Source organism: Levilactobacillus tongjiangensis (assembly GCF_003946345.1).
Classification (GTDB): Bacteria; Bacillota; Bacilli; order Lactobacillales; family Lactobacillaceae; genus Levilactobacillus; species Levilactobacillus tongjiangensis.
The window spans coordinates 1-26804 of the sequence record NZ_RHNY01000020.1 but is presented as its reverse complement, the minus strand read 5'-3'; the positions used below and the strand labels follow the sequence as shown (position 1 = coordinate 26804).

At 48.2% G+C, this 26804-nt stretch carries 28 protein-coding genes; 27 read left to right on the top strand and 1 reads right to left on the bottom strand.

Features of this window, described 5'->3' with window-relative positions; genetic code table 11:
- Nucleotides 1-560 precede the first annotated feature (560 nt).
- Nucleotides 561-887 (bottom strand): hypothetical protein, encoded by a 327-nt coding sequence (locus tag EKM75_RS10850; RefSeq protein WP_125683251.1) that lies wholly within the window; start codon nt 885-887, stop codon nt 561-563.
- 177 nt (nt 888-1064) lie between these two features.
- Here EKM75_RS10850 and EKM75_RS10845 point away from each other — a divergent pair, with 177 nt between their 5' ends.
- From EKM75_RS10845 to rpmF, 27 genes are all read left to right on the top strand, one after another.
- Entirely contained in the window at nt 1065-1394 is a 330-nt protein-coding gene (locus EKM75_RS10845; protein ID WP_125694536.1) for a thioredoxin family protein, read from the top strand.
- Nucleotides 1395-1421: 27 nt separating this feature from the next.
- On the top strand, nt 1422-2060 hold the full coding sequence (gene ytpR / locus EKM75_RS10840) for a YtpR family tRNA-binding protein (protein ID WP_125694534.1): 639 nt from the start codon (nt 1422-1424) through the stop codon (nt 2058-2060).
- Nucleotides 2061-2285: 225 nt separating this feature from the next.
- Complete coding sequence (locus tag EKM75_RS10835) at nt 2286-5207, top strand: DNA translocase FtsK (RefSeq protein ID WP_125694532.1); 2922 nt, start codon at nt 2286-2288, stop codon at nt 5205-5207.
- A gap of 139 nt (nt 5208-5346) precedes the next feature.
- Nucleotides 5347-6678: a UDP-N-acetylmuramate--L-alanine ligase gene (gene murC / locus EKM75_RS10830; protein WP_125694530.1), complete on the top strand. Its 1332-nt coding sequence runs from the start codon at nt 5347-5349 to the stop codon at nt 6676-6678.
- A 142-nt stretch (nt 6679-6820) separates the two neighbouring features.
- Nucleotides 6821-7546, top strand: a complete 726-nt coding sequence (gene pnuC, locus EKM75_RS10825) for a nicotinamide riboside transporter PnuC (protein ID WP_125694529.1) — start codon at nt 6821-6823, stop codon at nt 7544-7546.
- 165 nt (nt 7547-7711) lie between these two features.
- Nucleotides 7712-8416: a Bax inhibitor-1/YccA family protein gene (locus EKM75_RS10820; protein ID WP_125694527.1), complete on the top strand. Its 705-nt coding sequence runs from the start codon at nt 7712-7714 to the stop codon at nt 8414-8416.
- Nucleotides 8417-8844: 428 nt separating this feature from the next.
- Complete coding sequence (polA, locus tag EKM75_RS10815; RefSeq protein ID WP_125694525.1) at nt 8845-11511, top strand: DNA polymerase I; 2667 nt, start codon at nt 8845-8847, stop codon at nt 11509-11511.
- 21 nt (nt 11512-11532) lie between these two features.
- The gene (gene mutM, locus EKM75_RS10810; RefSeq protein WP_125694523.1) at nt 11533-12393 is read left to right on the top strand and encodes a bifunctional DNA-formamidopyrimidine glycosylase/DNA-(apurinic or apyrimidinic site) lyase; all 861 of its coding nucleotides are present in this window, start codon (nt 11533-11535) and stop codon (nt 12391-12393) included.
- Entirely contained in the window at nt 12386-13015 is a 630-nt protein-coding gene (gene coaE, locus EKM75_RS10805) for a dephospho-CoA kinase (protein ID WP_125694521.1), read from the top strand. The genes mutM and coaE overlap by 8 nt, the downstream gene beginning before the upstream one ends.
- Nucleotides 13015-13536, top strand: coding sequence for a transcriptional regulator NrdR (gene nrdR / locus EKM75_RS10800; protein WP_125694519.1), 522 nt, complete (start codon nt 13015-13017; stop codon nt 13534-13536). Before coaE ends, nrdR begins: the two co-directional genes overlap by 1 nt.
- 3 nt (nt 13537-13539) lie before the next feature.
- A complete protein-coding gene (locus EKM75_RS10795; RefSeq protein WP_125694517.1) occupies nt 13540-14913 on the top strand; it encodes a replication initiation and membrane attachment family protein in 1374 nt (457 codons plus the stop codon).
- A gap of 3 nt (nt 14914-14916) precedes the next feature.
- Nucleotides 14917-15843 (top strand): primosomal protein DnaI, encoded by a 927-nt coding sequence (dnaI, locus tag EKM75_RS10790; RefSeq protein ID WP_125694515.1) that lies wholly within the window; start codon nt 14917-14919, stop codon nt 15841-15843.
- Nucleotides 15844-16273: 430 nt separating this feature from the next.
- Nucleotides 16274-18253, top strand: coding sequence for a threonine--tRNA ligase (gene thrS / locus EKM75_RS10785; protein WP_125694513.1), 1980 nt, complete (start codon nt 16274-16276; stop codon nt 18251-18253).
- 201 nt (nt 18254-18454) lie between these two features.
- Nucleotides 18455-18583 carry a hypothetical protein gene (locus tag EKM75_RS13030; RefSeq protein WP_263853499.1) on the top strand — a complete coding sequence of 43 codons (129 nt, stop codon included), beginning with the start codon at nt 18455-18457 and terminating at the stop codon, nt 18581-18583.
- A gap of 312 nt (nt 18584-18895) precedes the next feature.
- Nucleotides 18896-19399 (top strand): translation initiation factor IF-3, encoded by a 504-nt coding sequence (infC, locus tag EKM75_RS10780; RefSeq protein WP_125683392.1) that lies wholly within the window; start codon nt 18896-18898, stop codon nt 19397-19399.
- Nucleotides 19400-19449: 50 nt separating this feature from the next.
- On the top strand, nt 19450-19644 hold the full coding sequence (rpmI, locus tag EKM75_RS10775) for a 50S ribosomal protein L35 (protein WP_045806761.1): 195 nt from the start codon (nt 19450-19452) through the stop codon (nt 19642-19644).
- Between the two features lie 69 nt (nt 19645-19713).
- Nucleotides 19714-20073: a 50S ribosomal protein L20 gene (gene rplT / locus EKM75_RS10770; protein WP_125575242.1), complete on the top strand. Its 360-nt coding sequence runs from the start codon at nt 19714-19716 to the stop codon at nt 20071-20073.
- Between the two features lie 191 nt (nt 20074-20264).
- The gene (locus EKM75_RS10765; protein WP_382338570.1) at nt 20265-20807 is read left to right on the top strand and encodes a YqeG family HAD IIIA-type phosphatase; all 543 of its coding nucleotides are present in this window, start codon (nt 20265-20267) and stop codon (nt 20805-20807) included.
- Nucleotides 20788-21930, top strand: coding sequence for a ribosome biogenesis GTPase YqeH (gene yqeH / locus EKM75_RS10760; RefSeq protein WP_125694509.1), 1143 nt, complete (start codon nt 20788-20790; stop codon nt 21928-21930). Before EKM75_RS10765 ends, yqeH begins: the two co-directional genes overlap by 20 nt.
- 2 nt (nt 21931-21932) lie before the next feature.
- Nucleotides 21933-22256, top strand: coding sequence for a YhbY family RNA-binding protein (locus tag EKM75_RS10755; RefSeq protein WP_125694507.1), 324 nt, complete (start codon nt 21933-21935; stop codon nt 22254-22256).
- 15 nt (nt 22257-22271) lie between these two features.
- Nucleotides 22272-22904 carry a nicotinate-nucleotide adenylyltransferase gene (locus EKM75_RS10750; RefSeq protein WP_125694505.1) on the top strand — a complete coding sequence of 211 codons (633 nt, stop codon included), beginning with the start codon at nt 22272-22274 and terminating at the stop codon, nt 22902-22904.
- A complete protein-coding gene (yqeK, locus tag EKM75_RS10745) occupies nt 22894-23502 on the top strand; it encodes a bis(5'-nucleosyl)-tetraphosphatase (symmetrical) YqeK (RefSeq protein ID WP_125694503.1) in 609 nt (202 codons plus the stop codon). Before EKM75_RS10750 ends, yqeK begins: the two co-directional genes overlap by 11 nt.
- Before the next feature lie 13 nt (nt 23503-23515).
- Nucleotides 23516-23872 carry a ribosome silencing factor gene (rsfS, locus tag EKM75_RS10740; protein ID WP_125683290.1) on the top strand — a complete coding sequence of 119 codons (357 nt, stop codon included), beginning with the start codon at nt 23516-23518 and terminating at the stop codon, nt 23870-23872.
- The gene (locus tag EKM75_RS10735; protein ID WP_125694501.1) at nt 23869-24612 is read left to right on the top strand and encodes a class I SAM-dependent DNA methyltransferase; all 744 of its coding nucleotides are present in this window, start codon (nt 23869-23871) and stop codon (nt 24610-24612) included. The genes rsfS and EKM75_RS10735 overlap by 4 nt, the downstream gene beginning before the upstream one ends.
- Nucleotide 24613: 1 nt before the next feature.
- Nucleotides 24614-25780 (top strand): nucleotidyltransferase, encoded by a 1167-nt coding sequence (locus EKM75_RS10730; RefSeq protein WP_125694499.1) that lies wholly within the window; start codon nt 24614-24616, stop codon nt 25778-25780.
- Nucleotides 25781-25832: 52 nt separating this feature from the next.
- Nucleotides 25833-26384, top strand: coding sequence for a YceD family protein (locus EKM75_RS10725; protein ID WP_125694497.1), 552 nt, complete (start codon nt 25833-25835; stop codon nt 26382-26384).
- A gap of 66 nt (nt 26385-26450) precedes the next feature.
- A complete protein-coding gene (gene rpmF / locus EKM75_RS10720) occupies nt 26451-26639 on the top strand; it encodes a 50S ribosomal protein L32 (protein ID WP_048731903.1) in 189 nt (62 codons plus the stop codon).
- Nucleotides 26640-26804: the final 165 nt, after the last annotated feature.

The following is a 26804-nucleotide window of genomic DNA, read 5'->3' as shown; positions in this document are numbered from 1 at the left end:
TAAAGGTTGAGAACACTGAAATACCCACTATGCTTGACACAACGAGAATCGGATGTTGAGTTTTAGTCAAACATAGTGGGAAAAAAGCCGCCTTACCGTTCGCGAAATTTGGACCGGAACATGCTGGGGAGGACGGGACAAGCCCAAAGGCGGTCTTGCCCCTCGCTTGAAGCCGTAAAGCACGTCTTCAGGTCGCCATTTTCAAGAAAATCACTTGAAAATCCCACGGTTGAGCCCAAATTTGACTCACTCTCGGCTACCTAGTGGCGCGCTAAAAGTACTGAGCAAGTGATGTCATTCAAACACTTAAGCTAGCTTAGTTTCCAAGAACCCGTTTAACCGGAGGTGGTCAGAGGTGGAGCCAGCTGTGTCGACGGTGTTAGCCGATTTTCGGCTTACAGCGTGGGACGTGTTTGAAGACTGGCGGTTTTTCCAGGCTTCAAACCGAGCCGAAGAACCGCTTCTCAGGCCGCAGGTGGCTGGTGAAGCTGAACTTGACGACACAAAAAAAACACCAGCCACAACTGGTGTTCCGAGTTTATATGATTGCGAATGCACGATTAAAGCCGGTGAATGTCCAGAACGCTCCCGGTTGCGGCGTCGGCGATGAACTGGTATTGAACCAGTTGGTCGTCTTCGTAGCGCGTGATGCCACCATAGTAGACACGCGCTTTGACTGCATATTTTTGGAAGGGAACCGCTCGTTTTTCGATCCAGGCACCCTCAATCGGCGATTCTTGCCGGAATTGGTGCTTGACCTGATTCAGAATGATATCTGGATCTAAGCGAGACGCGCTACCGAAGAATCGCGTGATGAAAATGCCCATTAACCCACCGAGTACGCCGGTGAGACTTAGTTGATATAATTGTCCATTTTTTGCAGCCATAACTACCGCCTCCTAAGCAAGTTGTTTCAGTTGGGCATCAACCCCATCACTTCTGCCCTCAGTATACCAATGATTGGAGGGAAGTTCCCGTAAAAAGGCAAAAATCGTGTAAATTCTTTCATCCATGCTATAATGGACTTTGTCAAAATTTTATTCTTTAATAAAGGAGTGCTAACCATGGAACAATTACCCAAGATGTCAGCCGCTGAACTGAAAGATGTCGTGAAGGATGGCAAAACGATGCTTTTCTTCTCCGCAACCTGGTGCCCAGATTGCACGTTCATCAAGCCAGCTATGCCTGAGATCGAAGCGGATTTCTCCGACTTTAAGTTTATTGCTGTCGATCGTGACGAAAACATCGACTTAGCCGCTGAACTTAACGTATTCGGCATTCCTAGTTTCATTGCTTACGCCGATGGTCAAGAAATCGGTCGGTTAGTAAACAAAGATCGTAAGACAAAAGCAGAGGTTGAAGAATTTATCAATTCTTTAGCGACCAACGCTTAATATAACCCCGTTGGAAAGGATTCAGACATGTTAATTGCTAGTTACAATCCCCAAGAATTAGGGGATGCATTGATTGTTATCGTTGCCCAAGATACCCCCAAGCAGGCACACACCGTTCGTGAAAATATTGCGCGGATCTACGACCCAGATACTGAGAAGACCCTAGGATACAATTTTCTGGCCGTCTCCAGCATTTTACCGGACATTACGGGTGCTGGTCAGGTACACCTGACTGAGGACGACGTGGCGGCTTTAAACACCGCTCTCGAGGATGCCGGTTTTGCCGGTGAATTGGAAGCTGAAACGAGTTCTCGGTTCGTCGTTGGGTATGTTAAGACGGCAACGCCACACCCAGACTCCGATCACCTGTTGGTGACGGAGACTGTGGTTGATAATGACCAATCCGTCCAAATCGTTAGTGGTTCACCTAACATGCAGGCCGATATTAAGGTCGTTGTTGCAAAAGTTGGGGCAATGATGCCTAGTGGACTCATTATTTGGCCCGGTGAATTACGCGGGGTCAAGAGTGATGGGATGATTTGTTCAGGCCGTGAATTGGGCCTAGCAAATGCGCCACAACGCCCAGGTGCCTTGATTTTGCCCGATGATTATGAAGTTGGTGACGCGTTTGATTTTGAACGTGGTCAATCCATTTTTAATGGTTAAGAAATATTACAAAGCGGGTCTGACCTTGTCGTCAGCCCGCTTTTTTGTGTACAATAGACTAGACTGACTATCAAGAGATTAATAGCCAATAATTTAAAATATAAACTAGCCCCCGTGGCTAGACATAAAAACACTTGGGGAATGAGTAAAGTGGCCGTCGAACGGCGGCGTCTCCTCCCACACCATGAAAATCGACGAGTACGCTCGTCAAGGAGGAAGAAACACATGGAGCACTATGACGGACCGGCCTTTTTCCGGAAGTTTCCGGTGGAACCGACCCCGGAACAGTTAGAAGATACAATGGACCAACGTGCAGAACGGCTGGTCAAACAACGCGAGCAACGCAATGAACGCCTGCGCATCAGAAAGGAACGGGAACTGAAACGACAGGCAGCAATCCAACCGGTCGTGACACCTAAGCAATCAGTCACCAAAGGACAATCAGAAGTTCGTGACCAACGGCCCAGTCGAACGACCGTTAGCAAGCCGGCTGAACCTGTAGAAGCCCAAAAGGAACCAGTTGCTGGCAGTGCCAGCTATCGGCCTTTTCAAATTACCCCGATTCCTAAGCAATTGCACCGACAGCGGTCGGTTTCGAAGACCCGACAACGTTACCAGCGCTTAGTGGCGCAGCTCCAAAAGCCCGCTGACAGTTTCTTCCTGATTGGTCAGCCAGGAGAGATGGCCGTGACCACGCCGGGGACCTTGACGGTGACGGACACACAGTCAGTGCCAGCGACGGTAGCTGACCAGCCGGAAACTGTGCCGGAAGAGGATCAGACTTCGACACCAGCTGCTCCAACTGTCGTGTTCTATCCACAGTACGCAGCTAAGGAACCCGTTCAGGCAGATGACGCAAGTGACGACGTATCGGCCATTGCTGATCAAGCAGCCACGTCAGATACTGTGAGTCAGCCGTCAGTGTCAGAAGATAGTGAAGCTAACGAAGAAAATCGCGAGCCGGAAGGTCCCACCATTGGAGACGTCGAAGAAGTTTTATCTGAAGAAGATTCAGCTCAGGACGAGCACCCATTGAAGGCTGAATCAACAGCGACTAAGAACGAGACGGTTGACCCTCGGCAGGCCGCTTATTTGCCTGTGGGAACGTCAGTCGACGACAAGCAAGTTAGGGTAGGGGAGAGCCCTGAAACGGCTTCAGAGACCGAAATGAGTGACTCAGAAGCCCCAGAAGCCCCAGAAGCCCCAGAAGCCCCAGAAGCCCCAGAAGCCCCAGAAGCCCCAGAAGCCCCAGAAGCCCCAGAAGCCCCAGAAGCCCCAGAAGCCCCAGAAGCCCCTACTGATGATCAGAATTCTGACTTAGTAGAGACTGAACCGGTAGTTAACGATGAGGATAACACTGAAGCTGATGTCGAAGGAAACACCAATGCCGACCACAAACCAGCCGAAGACGCATCGGCTCAACCGGCGGAGGTCCAAGAATTGCTGAACCGCGCTATGGATGATCAAACGGATACGTCTGAATCCGTAGCTTCGATGGATGCGTCCGATCAAGTTGGTTTACCTGCGGATAAGCGGCCTGAACCTGTAAGGCCAGCACCCAAGGTGGCTAAGGCTAAACCTGCCCGCGGCCTGGGCCACTCACTGGGCGATATCATGCAAGAGGAAGGTAATGATCAACGGAGTTTGGCACTCTTTGATCGCCCAGAAGTTACCGCTACGTCTGAGGAGAAACCTCTGGACACGACGCGGGGCTACCATTTCCCTGACGTGGCACTCTTGCCTAAGCCCGTAGTGCCTGATGAAGCTGCTTTAGATGAGTGGATCGAACACCAAGCTGAGGTTCTGGACGCCACGTTGAGTGCTTTCCACGTGGACGCCCACGTGACTGATTGGACGGTCGGTCCAACCGTCACGCAGTTCCAGATCAGTTTGGCATTGGGAGTCAAGGTCAATAAGATTACCAATTTAAATGATGACTTGAAGCTGGCCCTGGCAGCGAAGGATATTCGAATTGAGGCACCAATCCCTGGGAAGACCACGGTCGGTATTGAAATTCCTAATCTGAAGTCGCGACCAGTCATGCTGTCTGAAATTTTGAATTCCGCGGCCTTCAAGAACAGTGAATCGCCGTTGACCGTGGCGTTAGGGGTCGACCTCTTTGGTAAGCCCCAGATCACAGATCTGCGGAAGATGCCGCACGGGTTGATTGCCGGGGCCACTGGTTCTGGGAAGAGTGTCTTTATCAATTCACTGCTGCTGTCAATTTTGTATAAAGCCACGCCGGCTCAGGTCAAGTTGCTCTTGATCGACCCTAAGGCCGTTGAAATGGCGCCGTACGATGGCTTACCTCACTTGCTGTCACCAGTTATTTCTGACCCCAAGGCGGCTGCGGCGGCCTTGAAGTGGGTCGTGACTGAAATGGATCAACGCTACGAAAAGCTTGCTGCGGCAGGAGTCCGAAACATTGAACAGTTTAATGACCGCGCGGATGCCAATGATGAACCAGCGCTGAAGATGCCATACATTGTAATCATCATCGATGAATTAGCTGATTTGATGATGATGGCAGCTAGTGAAGTTCAGGATTATATTGTGCGAATCACGCAAAAGGCGCGGGCGGCCGGGATTCATTTGCTGGTAGCCACGCAACGGCCAAGTGTTGATATCGTGACTGGAACGATTAAGAACAACATTCCTACGCGAATTGCCTTCATGGTTTCAAGTCAGATCGATTCACGGACTATCTTAGATACGGCCGGGGCTGAAAATCTGCTGGGTCGTGGAGATATGCTGTACCTGGGCAACGGCGCTAGTCAACCGATGCGGTTGCAAGGAGCATTCGTGGAATCAGAAGTGGATGCCATTACCGACTATGTCAGAACACAGGGTCAACCCCATTACGCGTTTGAACCCAAGGGATTGCTACAACGGGAGACGGCTGAAGAGAACCAAGACGAGTTATTGCCGAAGGTCTTAGCCTACATTGCGGAAGAAAAATCCGTATCGACCTCGAAGTTGCAACGGGTCTTCTCCATTGGCTATAACCGAGCGGCTAATCTGATCGATGATTTGGAACAGCACCACTATGTGTCCCCACAACACGGGTCAAAACCCCGGGAAGTTTATTTAACACCTGAAGATTTAGACAAGGATTTGCCTGAACCTCACGCGGGGGGCACCCATTAAGTCATTGTTAAGCCACGTTCTCTATCCTTGAGGAATCCTTTTCCGGCGGTAGGGGATATGCTAAAATAAGAATTGTAATCACTCGACTGGCTGGGAAAACTGCGCCTCAGCCTCACTGAGTAGAAAAGAGGATCATTTAATGGACAACGCAACGGTTTACCACTTCGTAGGAATTAAAGGATCAGGGATGAGTGCACTCGCTCTGATTTTGCATGATAAGGGTTTTAAAGTACAAGGCTCAGATATCACCCAGTACACGTTTACACAACGTGGGCTGGAACAGGCCGGCATCGACGTAATGGCGTTTGATGAAGCCAATATTCACGAAGGGCTCACCGTCATTGCGGGGAACTCCTTTACGGATGATCATCCTGAAATTAAAAAGGCTCGGGAGATGGGATTACCCGTCTACCGGTATCATGAATTCTTAGGCCACTTGATCGAAGGTTACACCAGTATTGGTGTTGCTGGCGCTCACGGAAAGACCAGTACTACTGGATTGCTGGCCCACGTGTTGGGTGGTATCGCCCCAACTTCCTATTTGATTGGGGATGGAAGTGGTAAGGGAACCCCTAACGCCCGTTTCTTCGTCTACGAAGCAGATGAATACCGGCGCCACTTCCTGGCCACTAAGCCAGATTACGCTATCATGACCAACATTGACTTTGATCATCCTGATTACTACACCGGGATCGATGATGTCTTCAACGCGTTTGAGACGTGGTCCAAGCAGGTTAAAAAGGGTATTTTCGCTTGGGGGGATGACCCTGAGTTGCGGAAAATCAAGACGGATGTCCCCGTATATTACTACGGGACTAGCGAACGAGATGACTTCCAAGCTGTTAATGTCAAACGTTCAACCACTGGTTCATCGTTTGACGTGATGCACGGGGATGAATCTTTAGGTAACTTTGAAATTCATTTGTATGGTGAACACAACGTGCTGAACAGTTTGGCCGTTATCGCCGTGGCTTATTTTGAAAAAGTCGACATGAATGAAATCAAGCGCGAACTCTTGGATTTCAAGGGCGTCAAGCGTCGGTTCACTGAACGGAAAGTGGCTGACATGACCATCATCGATGACTATGCGCACCATCCTTCTGAAATCAAAGCCACGTTGGATGCTGCTCGGCAAAAGTATCCGGATAAGGAGATAATTGCGGTCTTCCAGCCACATACTTTCAGTCGGACCATTGCCTTGATGGACGATTTTGCTAAGAGCCTGAATCTGGCAGACAAGGTCTTCTTGACCAACATCTTCAGCTCGGCTCGTGAAACCCAAGGGGCGGTTTCAAGTAAGAACCTTGCGCAAAAGATTGCTAAGGGTGGCGAAATCCTAACGGTGGACAATATGTCGCCATTACTGGATTTTCATGATGCCGTTGTGGTCTTCATGGGTGCCGGTGACGTACAAAAGTACGAACGGTCTTATGAAGAACTACTGAGTCACTTATCCTTAAAAGATAACTAAAGTTAGAACGCCGGACAACTAGTCGAATTAGTTGTTCGGCGTTTTTGTATTGAACGTCCTGATTCAATTAGTATGATAAGAATTGCCTTTCTTTAGCGGAGTTGTATGCTTAGGCTTATTACATATTTGGGGGCGTTTAAACTTGGAAACAAAGACAGAAGGTAGTTGGCTGAAAAACCAACTGTTTACGAATTGGAAGAAGTTTGAGATTGGTTACGTAATTGTCCTGATTCTCTTACAAATTATGGTATATTTCATCGCACCTGACAGCATTATTGGGATGGTTTCAGGTGTTGCAGGGGTATTGTGTCTGGTTTACGGGATGAAGGGACGTAAAATTTCCTTTATTTTTGGATTAGTCCAGTGTCTCGCCATGACCTACATCGCTTGGATCAGTCACGCGTATGGGTCATTTGCCATGGATATTATTTACGTGATTTCCCAGCCAATTGGGTGGATCATGTGGGGGCAAGACGAGGCAACTCGCTCGTTTAAGCCGACCACGAAGCGCTGGATATTTGCCGGCGCATTTGCCGCTTGGTTAGTGGGATGGGTAGTCCTATCGTTGTTACACGGTCAATTACCATATTTCGATTCCATTAATTTTGTAGTTAGCTTGATTGCGCAATTGTTATACATTCTGAAGTTCAAAGAAAACTGGTCACTGTGGATCGTTGTTAATATTGCCAACGTCATCTACTGGGGAGCTTTGACCAGTCAAGCCTTGATGGGAACCGCTCAGGTCGGTACGATAGGGGCGAGTCTTTCTCAGGTAGCTTTACAACTGGCGCTGCTATTCAACGCCGTCTATGCGAACAAGGTCTGGGCCAGTGGAGAAGCCGATAATGAAGGTGGTGCCGGTAAGTAGAGTTAGCTTCTGTTAATCTAAGGTATTAGGGTAAAGTTAATGGTAGGACGACTGATTACTTGTGTTTACGATTAGTTTTGTTAGAATATACTCTAATAACCCCGAAACTGATTGTGATTTTAGTGGCGACTAAGTCGGGAATTGATTGAAAGAAGGAGCGTTTCAATGAACAACTTTGATCAGCAACCCCGTACGACGGTCAACACCGAGGTCGGCCTCAATAGCTTTTTAACCAAGATGTTTGGTTGGATGGGTGCGGCCGTGTTGGTCTCCGCTGTGACGGCGTTTTATATGTCCACTCAGGTAACTCTCTTGCAGAGCTTACATGGTGGTAGCCTGTGGATTCCAATCATTGTTTGGTTTATCCTACCGTTCGTAATTAGTGGACAGTCCATGAAACGGCCAACCGTGGCTCTAGTGGGACTCTTCGTTTATGCGGCCGTGACGGGGGCCGTCGTGTCCACGTATTCCTTGATTTTTACGAAGGAAGCCATGACTAGTGCATTCGTTTCGGCGGCGGCCATCTTTGTGACCATGGCTGGTATCGGTCTCTTCACGAAGCGTGATCTCAGTAAATTTGGGACTCAGGCCACAGCTGCATTAATTGGGCTGATTGTCGCAATGGTCATCAACATGTTCTTACAGAACAGTTTCTTAACGTTGATTTTCTCGTTCGTTGCCGTGATCATTTTCTCTGTTTTGACGGCGTTTGATACGCAGCGGATGCAACAGATGTATCTCAAGTATGGTGATCAAGTTTCTGTCACTGGCTTGGCTGTTAACGGAGCCTTGCAACTGTACTTGGACTTCGTTAACTTGTTCTTACAACTCTTACAAATCTTTGGTATGTTCGGTGGCAACAACGATTAACCGTCCGGTACCTCAAGGGGTCGAGACACTTGTCTCGGCTCCTTTTTTCTTTTCCTCACCGCCTTCAATACTTACGGTTGGATGGGTGCGGGGAGTGCCTATTGATCGTGTATAAAATAGCGAGTGTGACGACTGGAATTAGGCTGCGATAGGTAACGTGTCGGTATTGGACAATAGACTTTGAAGGTGTGAAATAATATGTTGTCAGTGGTGCTAGTTTGGTGCACCAATGACAACTCAAGTCGAGGAGAAAGACCGTTCTTTGGCTTTCTCCGTCCCCCACAGTGGTCATCAGCCTCGCCCTTTGATGGGGGCCACTACCGTAATTTCCAACGGATTACCGTTATTGTTTCGGGTTTGGACAGTTTTTTGGTAAAATAGACTTAGAATACTCGAGCATGGTTAGCATGACTCGAAAGGAGCGGAACATGGCGGAAAAACGTTTATTATTGATTGATGGTAACAGTGTCACTTTTAAGGCTTTTTTCGCGCTATACACGGCACTGGGGAAGTTCACCAACAGTGAAGGTCTCCATACCAACGCCATTTACGGCTTCAATACGATGTTGGAAACGATGTTAGACGTGGTCAAACCCACACACGCATTAGTAGCTTTTGATGCTGGGAAAACAACGTTTCGGACAAAAATGTATGACAACTATAAGGGCGGTCGGGCTAAGACGGCACCAGAACTCTCAGAACAATTTCCTTACGTTAAGGAACTGTTAGCCGCACGGGGCATTCAAACTTACGAATTGCCTGACTTTGAGGCGGATGACATTATCGGGACCTTGGCTCGGCAGGCTGAAGAAGATGGGTTTACCACGACCATCGTGACCGGTGATCGGGATTTAACGCAACTGGCTGATGAGCATACGACGGTGTCAATTTCTAAAAAAGGGGTTAGTGAGATTGAACACTATACGCCCGCTTACGTGAAAGAAAAAATGGGTGTGACGCCGGAACAAATCATCGACATCAAGGGCCTACAGGGTGATAACTCGGATAATTATCCAGGAGTCGCTGGTGTTGGACCTAAGCGTGCTGTTGATTTGATCGGTAAGTACGGTAGCATTGAAAACATCTATGATCACATTGATGAAATTACTGCTAAAAAGTTAAAGGAGCATTTGCTTGAAGATCACGAACAGGCGCTCTTAGCCAAACAACTGGCCACGATTAAAAGGGATGCTCCCGTCACTAAACACGTTGAGGACTTGGTTTACACCGGCGACAATCCGGACACTTTAGTGGCTTTCTATCAACGGATGAATTTCAATCAGTTCTTAAGTAAAATGAGTATAGATGGTGAGGCCCCAACGGCAACGCCAGGTTTGGAAGAAATTACGTACACTATTTTGACGGCGGATAACTTACCAAAACTACCTGCATTTGAAAATGGCTGTGAGTTTTATTTAGAAATGTTGGCGGATAATTATCACCTGGCCGACTTTGCGGGGTTTGCGATTGGTAACGAAGACCATTGGTGGGTCAGTCGTGATGCCAGCCTTCTAAAGCAGGCACCTTTAAAGGGCCTTTTAGAGTCGCCTAAGGTCGCCAAACAAGTCTTTGACGCCAAGCGGACGTACGTGGCCTTACAACGCTTAGGCATTACCTTAGCGGGGGTCGATTTCGACCTACTTCTGAGCTCATATCTCTTGAACACTTACGACAATAGCAATGATTTGGGTCGGGTCGCGATGGAACACGGCTATCACCAAGTCGCCACGGACGAAGATGTTTACGGGAAGGGCGCTAAAGAAGCCATTCCTGAGGACGATGATGTCTTCTTTAAGCATCTAGCACGGAAGACACGGGCCATTGAGCAGTTGCGGCCACAGTTATTTAAAGGGCTAGAGGAAAATGAACAGACGAAACTTTACCGTGAAATTGAGTTACCAATGGCCTTTGTTTTAGCACGAATGGAAGTTACCGGTATTACGGTCCAAGCCTCAGAACTGGAAGCTATGGGCAGTAAATTCACGGAACAGCTGGCTGAAATTGAGCAGACCATTTACAACGAAGCGGGCGAGGAATTTAATATTGGTTCACCTAAACAACTCGGGCATATTCTGTTTGAAAAGATGGGGTTACCCGTCATCAAGAAGACCAAGACGGGGTATTCCACGGCCGTTGGTGTCCTGGAAAAACTGGCTGCGGAGGCACCCATTGCCGAAAATATCCTGCGGTATCGGAAGATTGCGAAGATTCAGTCCACCTACGTTGAAGGATTGTTGAAGGTGATTCATCCAGATGACCATAAGGTTCACACGCGCTATCTCCAAACGTTGACGCAGACTGGTCGGTTGTCATCCGTTGACCCAAATTTACAAAACATTCCTGTGCGTAATGAAGAGGGCCGGGCCATTCGTAAAGCCTTCGTTCCACGGCATCCGGACTGGGAGATCTTTTCCTCTGACTACTCGCAAATTGAATTGCGGGTGTTAGCTCATATGAGTCATGACGCTAATATGCAAGAGGCCTTTCGCGAGGGTCAAGACATTCATGCGGCAACTGCGCGTCGGATCTTTAAGATGGGACCTGATGAAGAGGTCACGCCGAACATTCGGCGACAAGCTAAGGCCGTGAACTTTGGAATTGTGTACGGTATCAGCGACTTTGGGTTGTCACAAAATATTGGTATTTCGCGTAAGCAGGCCAAGAACTTTATTGACACTTACTTTGAAGAGTACCCTGGGGTCAAGGCGTACACGGAGCGAATGGTCCAACAAGCGCATGAGCTCGGTTACGTGGAAACGATTGCCCACCGGCGGCGGTATTTGCCGGACATCAATTCGCGCAGCTTTAATCAGCGTTCCTTTGCCGAACGGACGGCAATGAACACGCCAATTCAGGGAAGTGCCGCTGATATTATTAAGATCGCCATGATTCATATGGAAGCTGCTTTGAAGGAGAAAGGCCTGCAGGCAACCATGTTGCTACAGGTCCATGATGAATTGATTTTTGAAGCGCCGGCTGAAGAAATTGAAACGTTGGCTAAATTGGTGCCAAGTGTGATGGACTCTGCCATTGACTTGGAAATTCCGTTAAAGGTGGAAAGTCATTACGGACCAACCTGGTATGACGCGAAGTAGTCGGTAAAAGGAGAGGTCAGTATGCCAGAATTACCTGAAGTTGAAACAGTTCGACGGGGATTGACCCGTCTGGTTGAGGGCGCCACCATTGATCACGTTGAGGTTTTTTATCGCAAAATGGTGACACCTGAGGCAGAGGTGTTTACTGCGGAACTAATTGGCAGAAAGATTGAACGAATCGATCGACGAGGAAAGTACCTTCTTTTTCGATTTAGTGGTGATCTGACAATGGTTTCGCACCTGCGGATGGAGGGGAAGTACGACGTTCAACCAGAAGGTAGCCCGGTCTTAAAGCACACCCACGTGGTCTTTCATTTGACGGACAATCGAGAGCTTCGCTACACGGATACCCGTAAGTTTGGCCGGATGCGGTTAGTGCCGACCGGTACTGAGGGGACGGTCCTGCCCTCGTTAGGTAAGCTAGGGCCAGAGCCGACCGAGGATTCGTTAACTTTGGCTTACATGGAGAAGATTTTTGGTAAGTCTCACAAAATCGTGAAACCATTTTTGCTAGATCAAACGAAAATTGCCGGCTTGGGCAACATTTATGCGGATGAGGTCCTGTGGTTATCCAAGATTAACCCACTGACGCCAGCCGATGAGTTAACGAAAGCACAATTAGAAACGTTAAGGGAAAACATCATCCAAGAGCTGGCCATGGCGATTCAGGGACACGGGACAACCGTGCACTCCTTTTCGACGGCCTTTGGTGAGGCTGGTCAATTCCAAAACCAACTTCACGTTTATGGTAGGGAGGGTGAAGCCTGTGAACGCTGCGGGACTGAATTGGTTAAGATTAAGGTGGCCCAACGTGGTACGCACTACTGCCCACACTGTCAACCGCTGCCACCCGAAGCCTTAGAGGATTTGACCGATGAGTGAGGTTTGGGGCCTGACTGGTGGTATTGCCACCGGTAAATCAACGGTTAGTGCGTGGTTACGTGAGGCCGGATTACCAATCATTGATGCAGACGTGATTGCTCGCCAAGTGGTGGCGCCCGGAACAAACGGACTTGCCCAAATTGAACAAGCTTTTGGCGCTAAATTTATCGTCGATGGTGCGTTGGATCGGCAGCGACTGGGGCAGCTTGTTTTTCATGATCCCGACCAACTGCACCAACTAGAAAGCATCACGACTCCGCTGATTCAAGCGGAGATTCAACGCCAATTGGCTGCCTATCGTGCGGCTAATGCACCCGTCGTCGTGATTGATGCCCCGACATTTTTTGAGGTGGGCTACTTGGTCGATCTCGTTGATCATATCCTAGTGGTGGCCACCGATCCAGTCACACAACAGCGACGGTTAATGGCTAGAAACAACCTCTCTGCGGCGGATGCTCAGGCCCGTATGGCGCAGCAATGGCCCATCGAGAAGAAGATGGCCCGTGCAACCGTCGTCATTGATAACGGGGGAACGATTGCCCAAACGCTACAACAAGTGGTAAAATGGCTTGACACGAACAATTTTGGAAAAAGTCAACAAATTAAACGAGGTGACCAATAATGCAGTGTCCGCACTGTCATCATAATGGATCGCGGGTCGTCGATAGCCGGCCCACAGACGACGGACGAGTTATTCGCCGGCGCCGGGAGTGTGAGAGCTGCGGCTTTCGTTTCACGACGTTTGAACGGGTCGAAGTGACGCCGTTGTTGGTGATCAAGAAGAATGGGACTCGCGAAGAGTTCAACCGCGAAAAGATTTTGCGGGGGATTATTCGTTCAGCAGAAAAGCGACCAGTCGGTATGGACGTCATGACGAGCGTTGTCGATGAGGTTGAAAATAAGATTCGGGCGCTTGGCGTTAATGAAATTTCGAGTCAGTTAATCGGGGAATATGTGATGAACCGGTTAGTGGACGTCGATGAGATTGCCTATATTCGTTTTGCCAGTGTCTATCGGCAATTCAAGGATACTGGTGTCTTCTTTAACGAATTAAAGGATATGCTGGACAAGGATAAGATTAAGGCGACTAAAGAAAAGGATTCAAGTAAAAAGCGAACGAACCACCAAAGCGAGGCGAAATAAGGCATGGAGGATTCCTGGCACCAATTGCAACCAAAGACCGGCTTTTTGGTTCGGTTGGCAGACCGGTTGACCGATCAAAGTTGGCAAACTTTGACGCAGCTTTACCAGCCGATCATTGGACCGAGTGCCGCGGGGCTCTACTCGGCCCTTTTTTGGCTCCCTGAACGGGCTAGTTATAAGCGGCATGCCACGATTCTAGGCTTACTGGGGATGGACTTGGCCCACTTCTATCAGGCACGATTACGGCTCGAAGCAACCGGACTCCTGGTGACAACTTACAAAACGCGTGATGAACTCACCAGCTTTACGTATGAGCTGCACGCCCCCCTGTTGCCAGCGGACTTTTTCAAAGATGACTTGCTCAGCGTTCAGCTTTTAGGAGTTGTGGGTGAGGAGTTGTATCGGACACTTGTTACCAATACGACGTCTAAGCCACTACCAGCCAATGATGAGCAAGACATCACCAAAAATTTCTTGGATGTTTTTCATGTTGATGGACAAGAACTTAGCCGTTTACCGGCCGCAATCACTGCGACGCGCGAAATATTGCCGACCAGTAGCTCAGCACCGGCAATTTTACCGACGCAGTCTGAGGACTTTGATTTCAAACTCTTGGGTGAAATCCTAGAACATTCATTCATTGATACGCAGGCACTTCGGGGCCAGCGTCAGTTACTTTTGACTGAGCATGCGACCTATGGTCTGGACGAGGTTACGATGGCCCGGTATGTCGGTGAGGCGACGGACCTGGCTACGAATCAATTCAATGCCGAACAGTTTAAACGGATCATCGCCCAGCATTTTGGGCAACAACACCGGGGGACGGCGGCCGTGAATGTCTCGGCCACGTCGGCGGCTCAACCAGCAAGCCAGGGTTCACGGGCGAACTCTGCAGAACAAGCTTTGCTCCATGTTGCCAGTAAGACGGCGCCCGCAGTCTTTTTGCAGGCCATTAAACAAAAGAGCGGGGGATATGTCACGGACGGGGAACAACGGATTGTTCGTGATTTGGTCAGCCGTCAGTTATTTCCGGAGTCCGTCTTGAATTTAATGATTTACCACGTCTTGGTGGACGAGGACCGACCAACTCTGAATAAAAATTTGCTAGATACGATTGCGAATGATTGGAGTCGGTCTAAGATCACGACACCGAAGTTAGCGATTCAGAAGATTCGGGAACGGCAACAGGCGGCTCGTAAGCCACGTCAATCGCGTTCCCGTCAGCCAACGGTTAAGGAAACGTTGCCAGACTGGGCTAAGAAACCCGCGGCAAACGAAGAGTCGGCGACGGCCAAGTTGACGCCGGAACAGCAGACGCAATTACAAGCGCGAATCGCGAAACTCAAAGATCGCAATGCACAAGGGAAGGAGGAATAACCGATGGAAGATCTTAGTAAAACCATGCAACAATTGATGAGTTCTCGTCACTTGAACGACAACTATCGACAATTGATGGCCAAAGTCTACGATGATCCCAAGGTGACGGCTTTTTATCAGGCGCATAAGGAAGAATTAACTGAGGACGTTTTGACTCGTTCCGCTGCTAAACTCTACGAATTTGTTTCGGAACGTGAAAAGTTGGCTAAGGGTGGAACCACCTTTGCAACTGGTTACGAGCCGCAGTTGATCGTCTCCAATCATTTAATCGATGTGGCCTACGTGCCAACGGCAGAGACCCAAGAAAAACAAGCTCAACAACAGCTTCGTCAGCGGGTGAAGTCGATTGCTATGCCTAAGAGTATCCGTGAGGCGAGCCTGGATAATTTTGAGCAGGATTCTGACCGAGCGGAGGCTTTAATGGCCGCATTGGATTTTGTAGATGCCTATGAGGCCAGTCCCAAACGGCGGCACCAGGCGCTCTACTTAGCTGGCAGTTTTGGGGTTGGGAAGACCTATTTGTTGGCCGCAGTTGCCAATCAGTTAGCGGCTGATGGATTTTCCACGACGTTGGTTCATTTTCCCAGCTTTGCGGTGGAGATGAAGAATGCCATCGCACAGAACGGGGTCGCGGACAAGTTAGATGCTTTGAAGCGGGCCCCCATCCTAATGATTGATGATATTGGGGCGGATGCCATGTCTGCCTGGGTTCGCGATGATGTCTTAGGTGTTATCCTGGAATATCGGATGCAAGAGGAGCTCCCAACCTTCTTCAGTTCGAATTTTTCGATGGCTCAGTTAGAGAAAGAACATCTAAGAATATCGACGCGTGGGGACGACGAACCCTTGAAAGCACAACGTCTGATGCAGCGAATCCGTTTTCTAGCACGAGAAATCACAATGGTTGGTATTAACCGACGGCCACAATAAATTCCGTTATATCGGGGATGCGGCTGATTTGGGTTAAAACCATGGTACTGTAATGGTTTGCCATTGTGAACGAATAGTTAATTAAAACTTTTCACAATTTATTTTAATATTGTCCTTGACAATAATTCTGGAATGGTGTTTACTGTATGTATTGAAGCGGTGATGAGAAACACAATAACCACTTAGCACTCACAGGAAGAGCTGGTCTTGCTTGGAAGCCGGCTCGTGTGCTGATGATTATTACCATTCTCTAGCTATCGGGAGGAAATTTCCGGTCGGGTCGTTCCGTTATTAACGAGTTGAGTCCATGGAACTAAGTTCTGTGGAAAAATCGGGTGGAACCACGTTGCGACGTCCCCAGTATCTATGATGATACTGGGGACTTTTTCGTTCTTTCCCCCAAATCATAACAAGAAGGAGATCATGTATTATGGCAGATATTTCTATTAAGTTCCCTGATGGTAAAGTAAAGGCATTCCCAGCTGGTTCATCCGCAGCAGATGTCGCAAAGTCAATTTCCATCAGTTTAGCAAAAGAAGCTGTTGCCGCTAAGTTTAACGGCAAGCTGGTTGATTACTTAGCACCACTTTCTGATGATGGGAGCATCGAAATCGTCACCAAGAAGGATGCCGAAGGCTTAGCTGTTTTACGGAATACTACCGCTGCCTTATTACGGATCGCGTTAAAGAAAGCATTCCCAGCTATTCGTTTAGGTGAAGTTAGTGCCGACGAAGATGGGTTCTACGTTGATACTGACAAGGACGACCAACAAGTTAGTGCTGATGAATTAGACTCCTTAGCCGTTATCGTTGAAAAGCTCGTGTCTGACAAGTTAGACATCAAGCGGATCTCCTTAAGCAAAGATGACGCCTTGGCTTCAGTAAAGGGCGACCAATACAGTTCAGAATTAATTAAAGCCATTGATGGCGACGAAGTTTCCTTCCTCCAAATTGGTGAATACCAAGTACTTAGTGACGGTGCTCAGTTAGTAAACACTGGTGATGTTAAGCACTTCAAGTTCCTCTCAGTTGCTGGTGCCTATTGGCAAGGCAAGTCTTCAAACCCAATGTTACAACGGATTTACGGGACTGCTTTCTACAACCAAGCTGACTTGGATGAAGATTTGAAGAAGCGTCAAGAAGCACGTGAACGTGACCACCGGGTTATCGGAAACCAATTGGACCTGTTCTTCGTTGATCCTAAAGTTGGTGCCGGCTTACCATACTGGATGCCAAACGGTGCAACCATCCGTCGTGTCATTGAACGTTACATCATTGACAAAGAAGTTGCTAACGGTTACCAACACGTTTACACCCCAGTATTAGCTAACCTTGATCTTTACAAGCAATCAGGTCACTGGGCTCACTACCGTGAAGACATGTTCCCACCAATGGATATGGGTGATGGCGAAGAACTTGAATTACGGCCAATGAACTGCCCTAGCCATATTCAAATTTACAACCACCACATCCGTTCTTACCGTGAATTACCAATGCGGATCGCTGAATTAGGGATGATGCACCGTTACGAAAAGTCTGGTGCCCTGAGTGGTTTGCAACGTGTTCGTGAAATGACGTTGAACGATGGTCACACGTTCGTTGCTCCTGACCAAATTCAAGAAGAATTCAAGAGTATCTTACGGTTGATGGTTAAGGTTTACGATGACTTTGACATCAAGGACTACACTTTCCGTCTGAGCTACCGTGACCCTAAGAACACTGAAAAGTACTTCGATGACGATGAAATGTGGAACAAGGCACAAGCTATGTTGAAGGGTGCCATGGACGAATTAGGCTTTGACTATGTTGAAGCTGAAGGTGAAGCCGCATTCTACGGTCCTAAGTTGGATGTACAAACGAAGACTGCCTTGGGTAACGAAGAAACGTTATCAACTATCCAATTAGACTTCATGATGCCAGAACGCTTCGACTTACACTATGTTGGTGCCGATGGTGAAGAACACCGTCCAGTTATGATTCACCGTGGGTTAGTTTCAACGATGGAACGTTTCGTTGCCTACCTGACGGAAATCTACAAGGGTGCCTTCCCAACCTGGTTAGCTCCTAAGCAAGTTACGATCATCCCAGTTTCTGAACAAAAGAACGGGGCATACGCTGACAAGCTGGCTGCTGAATTGAAGGCTGCTGATGTTCGGGTCAACGTCGACAAGCGTGGTGAAAAGATGGGCTACCTGATTCGGGATGCTCAAACGCACAAGATTCCATACACGTTGGTTGTTGGTGACGACGAAATGAATAACGGTAGTGTTTCTGTACGTAAGTACGGTGAAGAAGACTCTGTTTCCGAAAGTAGCGATGCCTTCGTTAAGCAAGTCTTAGCTGACATTGCTTCTTACAGTCGTGATGCTGACGCCGAAGAAAGCGCCGTTGAACAAAAACTGGAAAACTAATTACTTGCTAACTAACTACATGTAAAAACTACTTCCTTCCTATTATATAAACAAGTAAATAGATTTCTTCCAGCCACCTTCGATTGAGTTCGGGGTGGCTGGTTTTATGTAGGTAGGTTTCGGAGGTCAAATCAATGATATATTCAAAACGGGGTCGTCAACCATGACAAACTTGCTTTGCTGGTCCTTAAAGAGGGACTAGTGCGATTGATTAATCTGTGTTACGCTTTACACTATTATGCGATTGAATCTGCGATTGTGGTCTTGGCCGTTGTGATCAATCGCTTTGATCGCAGCAGTGAGATACTTGGTGTTAAATCCGAGCAGTAGCCTGGGTGCACACCTGATAGGGAGTCCTGGTAAAATTTAACGGGTCTTTCCGTAAGTATTTTGAAACGCCCGTTGACAGGTAACCGGTTAGCTGGTATGATAAATAAGTTGAGAAATTAAGCAGAGGCTTCCGCTTCTCGCCCTGTGGCTAACGCTGCTGGGCTGGATATGCACGTTAGTTCGACTATTTTAGTTGGATTTCATGCGGGAGCCGTTTGATTGTTGATCAGAGGTTCCCGCATTTTTTTGTGAGTGAGATTTCTGCAGTTCTCGAGAATTTTTTGGAGGTGGATTACCATAGCAAACGACACGATTGTCAACGAGGGGATTCGCGCACGTGAGGTTCGATTGATTGCCGGCGACGGTGAACAATTGGGTATCAAGTCTAAAAGCGAAGCTTTAAAAATTGCTGAAGAAGCAAACCTCGATTTAGTTTTGGTTGCACCGAAAGCTAAGCCACCAGTAGCCCGGATCATGGACTACGGGAAATACCGCTTTGAGTTGCAAAAGAAGCAACGTGAAGCTCGTAAGAAGCAAAAAGTGATCAGTGTCAAAGAAGTACGGTTAAGTCCTACGATTGATACCAACGACTTTAATACCAAGTTAAAGAACGCTAAAAAGTTCTTGGCTAAGGGCGAAAAGGTTCGCGTATCGATTCGGTTTAAAGGTCGGGCCATCACTCATAAAGACATTGGTCGTGAGGTGCTCAACCGAATGGCTCAGGAAACTTCTGATGTCGCTACCGTTGAACAACGGCCAAAGATGGACGGTCGAAGCATGTTCTTGATGCTGTCGCCCATCGCTGAGAATAAGTAGAGTTGATTGTGGTAGCTCCGGCTACCGATTTAAGGAGGATATTTCGTATTATGCCAAAGATGAAGACTAACCGCGCCGCAGCTAAGCGTTTCAAAGTAACTGCCAAGGGCGGTATCAAGAGTGCCAACGCTTACACGTCTCACCGTTTCCACGGTAAGACCAAGAAGCAACGCCGGAACCTTCGTGGTACCCGGATGATGAACGAAACGACCATCAAGACTTACCGTTCTCTGTTACAAAAGTAAGCGGGTCAACAATTTTCGGGTCGACGAAGAGTCGACATAATGTTTGAATTGATTTAGGAGGAAAAGATTATGCCACGAGTTAAAGGCGGTACTGTTACACGCGCACGTCGCAAGAAAGTTTTAAAGTTAGCTAAGGGTTACCGTGGTTCAAAGCACCGTTTATTTAAGGTTGCTAAGGACCAAGTCATGAAGGGTCGTCAATACGCCTTCCGTGACCGTAAAGCCACTAAGCGTAACTTCCGGAAGCTCTGGATTGCCCGGATCAACGCCGCAGCCCGGATGAACGGTCTGAGCTACAGCAAGTTGATGCACGGTTTGAAGTTAGCCAACATCGACGTTAACCGTAAGATGTTAGCCGACTTAGCAGTGAACGATGCTGCTGCATTCAAGGCTTTAGCTGACCAAGCTAAGGAAGCTTTGGCTGCTTAATCAGTCGATTGGAAAAGACTTCGCGTATGCGGAGTCTTTTTTAGATTCTAGGAAATGGTTCAATCCGGAATCAATTTCAGCTAGATATGCAAACCTAACCGTTCCTGGTGGTAAAATGGACGTAGATTGCGTATAATGAAAAGCTAGACATGCCGGTAACGGCAATAGGACGAAGGGGGGCAGTCACCCGCATGGTTTCTGGATTCAAACCCACGTGGATGGTTACGAACATATACGATTTGACACCGGGGCAGCTAAAAGCAAACGGGGTCCGGGCGGTGTTGACCGACCTGGACAATACGTTGATTGCCTGGAATAATCCTGATGGGACACCAGAGCTACGCCACTGGTTGACACTACTCGAAATGGCGGATATTCAGGTCATCGTGGTGTCGAATAACAGTCGTGCCCGGGTCGACCGGGCCGTGGCACCGTTTGAGCTGCCCTACATTCAGCGCGCGTTAAAACCACTACCTTGGGGGTTGAATCGCGCACTTCACCGTTGGCATTTACGCCGCGATGAAGTGGTCATGGTGGGTGATCAGCTATTGACTGACGTTTGGGCAGCACATCATAGTGGTGTTCGTAGCGTTTTAGTGAAACCCATTTTAAAGTCAGATGCGTGGATCACAAAGGGTAATCGATTATTAGAAAAGGTGGTTATGTGGCGTTTACGGCATGACTATCCCGAATTAACTTGGCAGGAGGATCTTGATGAACGACAAAAACATTGAACCCGTCTTAATTGACGGTGAGCCATTACACTGTATTGGGTGTGGTGCAGAGATTCAAACGACGGATAAGACGGCACCGGGTTACACGCCGCAATCTGCATTAGATAAGGGATTGGAAAAGGAAGAGGTCTATTGTCAGCGGTGCTTCCGGTTGCGTCACTATAACGAAATCGTCCCCGTTGGCTTAACGGATGATGACTTTCTGAACCTATTGACCCAGATTCAGGACGCCAACGCCCTGATTGTTTACGTCGTGGACATCTTTGATTTCAATGGGAGTGTCATTCCTGGTCTGCATCGGTTCGTTGGGAGCAATCCTATCTTACTGGTGGGGAACAAGGAAGACTTGCTACCCCGTTCCCTGAAACGCAGCAAGCTACAAGACTGGCTGCGTCAACGTGCCAATGAACAAGGATTGCGGCCAATCGACGTGACGCTGTTGAGTGCTAAGACCAATCAATCCGTTGATGGTCTGCTTCAGTTGATCAACAAGTACCGGGGCGACCGTGACGTGTACGTTGTTGGGGTCACTAATGTTGGGAAATCGACGTTGATCAATCAAATTATCCGGCAAAACACTGGGGTTAAGGATTTGATCACGACTTCCCGGTTCCCTGGGACAACGTTGGACAAGATTGAATTACCTTTGGATGACGACCACGTCTTGGTCGACACCCCTGGAATCATTCAAAACCAACAAATGGCGCACTTCATTGATGGCAAAGATCTGAAGATCGTCACGCCACAGAAGCCAGTTAAACCTAAAAATTACCAGTTAAATGAACAACAAACCCTATTCTTAGGTGGTGTTGCGCGTTTTGATTACACCAAGGGTCCTAAGACGGGATTTACGGCGTACTTCGAGAACAATTTGTACCTTCACCGGACTAAATTGGAAAACGCGGATGATTTCTATGAACGGCAGCTGGGCCAGTTGTTGACACCACCACGCGCCGAGAATAAGGATGACTTCCCACCGTTAGTGCCACATGAATTCAAGACCACTACGAAGAGTGATTTGGTCTTTGAAGGATTGGGTTGGATTACCGTTCCAGCCGGCGCCCATGTGACGGGCTGGGCACCAGCAGGTGTTGGCGTATTGTTACGTCGCGCAATGATTTAAAAATGGAGGACGACAACTTGTTACGAGGGAAACAGAAGCGTTACTTACGGGCTCATGCCCACAACATGCGACCATTATTTTCTATTGGGAAAAATGGTTTAACGAGTGCTTGGCTGGATCAATTGACTGGTGCCTTGGAAAACCGGGAACTGATCAAGATTAATTTACAGCAGAGTGCGGAAGTCTCCGTTGATGAAACGAAGGCCTTTATTGAAGATAATACGGACATTCAAGTGGTTCAAACAATCGGTCGGGTCTTAGTCCTGTACCGGGTTGCGACGGACCAAGAAAATCAAAAGATTTCACCAATCGTGGAAAACATGTAGGGAGGTCTTGCAGTCGTGGTAAAAATTCAAGAGCGGACGAGTACACAGGTCGTGACTGAAATGACAGCGACCGCCAAGAAACGGCGTATCGGTATTTTAGGGGGGACGTTTAATCCGCCACATTTGGGACACCTCGTCATCGCTGATCAGGTTGCCACCCAATTAGGATTGGATCGAGTCCTTTTTATGCCGGATGCTGAGCCGCCTCACGTTGACCGCAAATTGACAATTCCCGCGAAGAATCGCGTAGCCATGGTTAAAGGAGCGATTGCGGACAATCCTCGGTTTGATTTAGAGTTAGCGGAAGTTGAGCGAGGTGGTCGTAGTTACACCTATGACACGATGGTCCAGCTGACGCGGGCTCATCCGGAGAACCAATATTACTTTATTATTGGTGGTGACATGGTTGCCTATTTACCCAAGTGGTATCGTATTGATGAACTCTTAAAATTGGTTCAATTTGTGGGGGTTTGTCGCCAAGGTTTTTCGCATCAATCACCGTATCCAGTTCTATGGGTGGATGTGCCACAGATTGGCATTAGTTCCACGATGGTTCGGGATCAGGTTCGGCGAGGCCAGTCGGTCCGTTATTTAGTGCCGACCATGGTTGATCTCTATATAAAGGAGCATCTCTTATATCGTGACTGAGTTGACCTATCACGCCAACATTTTTCCCGGAACCCGGGACGAATTGTTAGCAAAAATTGAAAAACAATTGAAACCAAAACGGTTTAAGCACGTCCAACGCGTCGAGCAAACTGCATTACGGTTAGCAGAGGCGAACGGTGTTGACTTGGAAAAAGCCAGTATCGCTGGCCTGACGCACGACTACGCTAAGCAGCGGCCAGCTGAAGATTTTATTCAGACCATCAAGGACTACCAACTTGCACCCGAGTTGTTGAACTACGGGAACGCGATTTGGCATGGCGTGGTTGGTGCTGAATTAATTAAGCATGAATTAGGAATTTATGACGAAGATATTCTCAATGCCGTTCGCCACCATACCACTGGCGCTGCGTACATGTCGCCACTGGAGCAAGTCGTCTACATGGCGGACTTTATTGAGCCGGCCCGGGATTTTCCCGGTGTTGATGATGCGCGACGGTTAACGGACAAAGAATTGGCTATGGGTGTGGCTTATCAGGCCAAACATACACTGGCTTACCTGATTGACAATAATCAACCAATTTATCCAAAATCTCTAGATACCTACAATGCGTGGGTACCCCAATATCCAAACGTTTGAGAGGAGAAAAGGCATGGAAAGTAAACAAATTTTAGAAATTGCGGTTAAAGCCGCAGAAAACAAACGGGCAGAGGAATTAACCGCCTTAGATATGACCAAGGTTAGCTTGTTAGCTGATTACTTCTTAATTATGGAAGCCAATTCGACTCGGCAAGTCCAAGCCATTGCAGATGAAATTACGGACCAAATGGCTGCTAACAACGTTGAAGTTCGTGACGTTGAAGGTAAGGATGCCGCTAGCTGGATCCTGATTGACTTGGGTGATGTGGTCGTTCACGTCTTTCAGAAGGATCAACGGAGCCATTACAACTTGGAGAAGCTGTGGTCTGATGCGCCAACTATGGACCTGGGCGAATGGGTTGAAGCATGATTTATCAATCCTTTGCTGAGCTTTACGACGAACTTTTTGATCCAGCCATGTACGATCAGTGGCTGGATTTTGTCGCTGAACGTGTACAACCGCAGAGTGGGGCTGTATTGGATCTCGCCTGTGGAAGTGGTCGTCTAGGCGTTTTATTGGCTGAACAGGGCTATGATGTGAGTGGCTTAGACCTCTCAGAGGAAATGCTTGCACTGGCTGCTGAACACGCAGAAGAGGCCAATGTGACTATGCCATTGATGGCGGGAAACATGTTAGACTTGAGCGAAATTGAGACGTATCAGACGATTACGTGTTTTGCGGACTCATTTTGTTATTTACCTGATTTAGCAGCTGTGACCAAGGCCTTTCGCGAGGTTCATGACCATTTGGCCGTTGGCGGGAAGTTCTTATTTGATGTGATTACACCGCATCAAACGGACGATGTGTACCCTGGATACATGTACAATTACGTCGATGACACACGGGCTTTTGTCTGGACTAGTTATGGTATTGAAGATGAAGCTCACGCTGCCGAACATGAGCTGGCTTTCTTTACGCTGGACCATGAGACTGGACAGTATCGTAAGGTGACGGAATTGCACCATGAGCGGACCTATGAGTTGACTGATTACCAGACGGCCTTAGCGGATGCTGGGTTAACGTTGCAACGAGTCAGTGCTGATTTTGGTGAACATGAAGTGGCCGCAGATACCACCCGGTGGTTCTTCGAGGTCACACGGGAGGCATAGAATGCTACAGGCTGTTGGAATCATTGCGGAATATAATCCATTTCATAATGGGCACGCTTATCAGGTAGCCACGGCCAAACGCCAGACGGGTGCTGACGTGGTTGTGGCGGCAATGAGCGGTAACTGGGTCCAGCGGGGCGAACCGGCTCTTTTGGACAAATGGCAGCGAGCAGAAGCAGCAGTTGCCGGTGGCGTCGACTTGGTGATTGAATTACCAGGTGCCGCGGCAATGCAGCCAGCTCACCTGTTTGCACAGGGGGGCGTCGCCTTGTTAACGGCAATGCAGTGTCACTGGCTAGCCTTTGGGACGGAACATCCGAATATGGATTACCAGCGACTGATGGCTCACTTACCGGATGATCCGACGACCTTTAAGCAATTTGACCAGACTTACGCGTCCTTGTTTCAGGGGTATCTCCGGGAACAAACGGGTATTACTTTGAATCTGGGAAATGACATTCTAGGATTCTTCTACGCCCTGGCGAACCAGCGGCTAGGAGGCCCCCTAGAATTGCTTCCTCTGGCACGAAAAGGGAGTCAGCATGCCGATACCAAGATTGCCCTAGATGACGCGTACGCGAGTGCTACGGCGGTTAGGCGGGCAGTGTTGCGTCAAGATTGGGCGCAGGTCCAATCCGTGGTGCCTCCCCGGACACTGGCATTGGTTCAGCAAGGCCCATTAGTGACCTGGGAGCATTATTGGCCAGCTCTACGCTACCTGTTGCTTAGTGGGCACGTGGCCGATTTGCGGCGCAATTACCAGATCACAGAGGGAGTTGAGTACCGCTTGAAACGGGCGGCGTTGACCAGTGATAGCTTTGAGGCATTCATGCACACGGTGAAGACCAAACGCTACACTTACACGCGCTTGCAGCGGCAAGCAGCTTACCTTTTGGTTCAGGCGCAACCGGCCGAAATGAATCCAGAACCGACGTATTTGCGGGTGTTGGGGTATTCGGCAGCAGGTCAGTCCTACCTACATCAAATTAAGAAGCAGGTTACTTTGCCGTTGATCAGTCGCGCTGATCGTGATTGGCAAAAGGGTCCGGGCGAATTTGATGACCGGTTAGGTAAATTGCGGACCATGCTAACGGGAATTCCACAAGATTATGGCCGAATTCCCGTAAAAATAACGGATTCAGATAGACTATCAAGGAAATTACCTTGACATCACATTTTTTGACAGGTATAATTTATCACGTTGCATTGGAGGGATTGCGATGAAATGGTCGTTGACCGAGCTCCGCAAGAATTACCGAAACGAGCCGCTTTCTTTTGAAGAAACATTGGATTTAAAGGCGGACTTAATGGAACGCTATGGCGATGATGTGCTTGATTTAAGCCCCGTCCACGTAAAGGGAATTGCTTCCGTCGTGGATGGTGACGTCGTTGTAGATGCACAGGTTCAGGCGGACTTAACGGTCCCATCCAGCCGGTCACTAACACCGGTGGACCTGCCTGTAGATTTCAAAATGACGGAATTTTATGTTTCCGACCCCGCCGCAACGCAACGGTTTGAGAAGACCGACGTTGTGATGGTAGTTAAGGATGACCAAATCGATTTCGATAAGGCTATCGGGGATAACATTCTTTTACAGATTCCGATGCACATTCTTTCAAAAGCTGAGCAACAAGGTGCCGAGATGCCGACCGGTAAAGACTGGGAAGTCGTCGCGGAAGAGGACCTTGAAAAGGTTGAGAAGGAAAATCAATCAGTTGATCCACGTCTTGCAAAGTTAAAGGATTTCTTCCCTGATCAGGATGATCAATAATCCTCTTTGTAAGCCTTAAAATTTTTTCACTAGTGGATATAATTTTATTTGAAGGAGGTGTTTTCTTTGGCTGTACCTAAGCGGAAAACGTCTAAGACGAAAAAGGCTATGCGTCGTGGTCACATCAAGTTGACTATGCCTAATTTAACTGCTTGCCCTAACTGTGGTGAATTACGTAAGTCACACATGGTTTGCCCAAGTTGTGGTTTCTACGATGGCCGTCAGGTCGTTGCGGTTAAGAACGCAAACAACTAATTTATTAGTTAAAAAAACTCCCATGAAGTCCGCGGCTTCTGGGAGTTTTTTTGTGGTTTCAAATCGAAAACAAAAGTGGCTCTTTGTCAACCGGTGTTGATGAAGGGATTTTCAGAGGTTCAATTCACTTTCGAATTGGACCTCTTTTTTGTATTCTGATTTTGA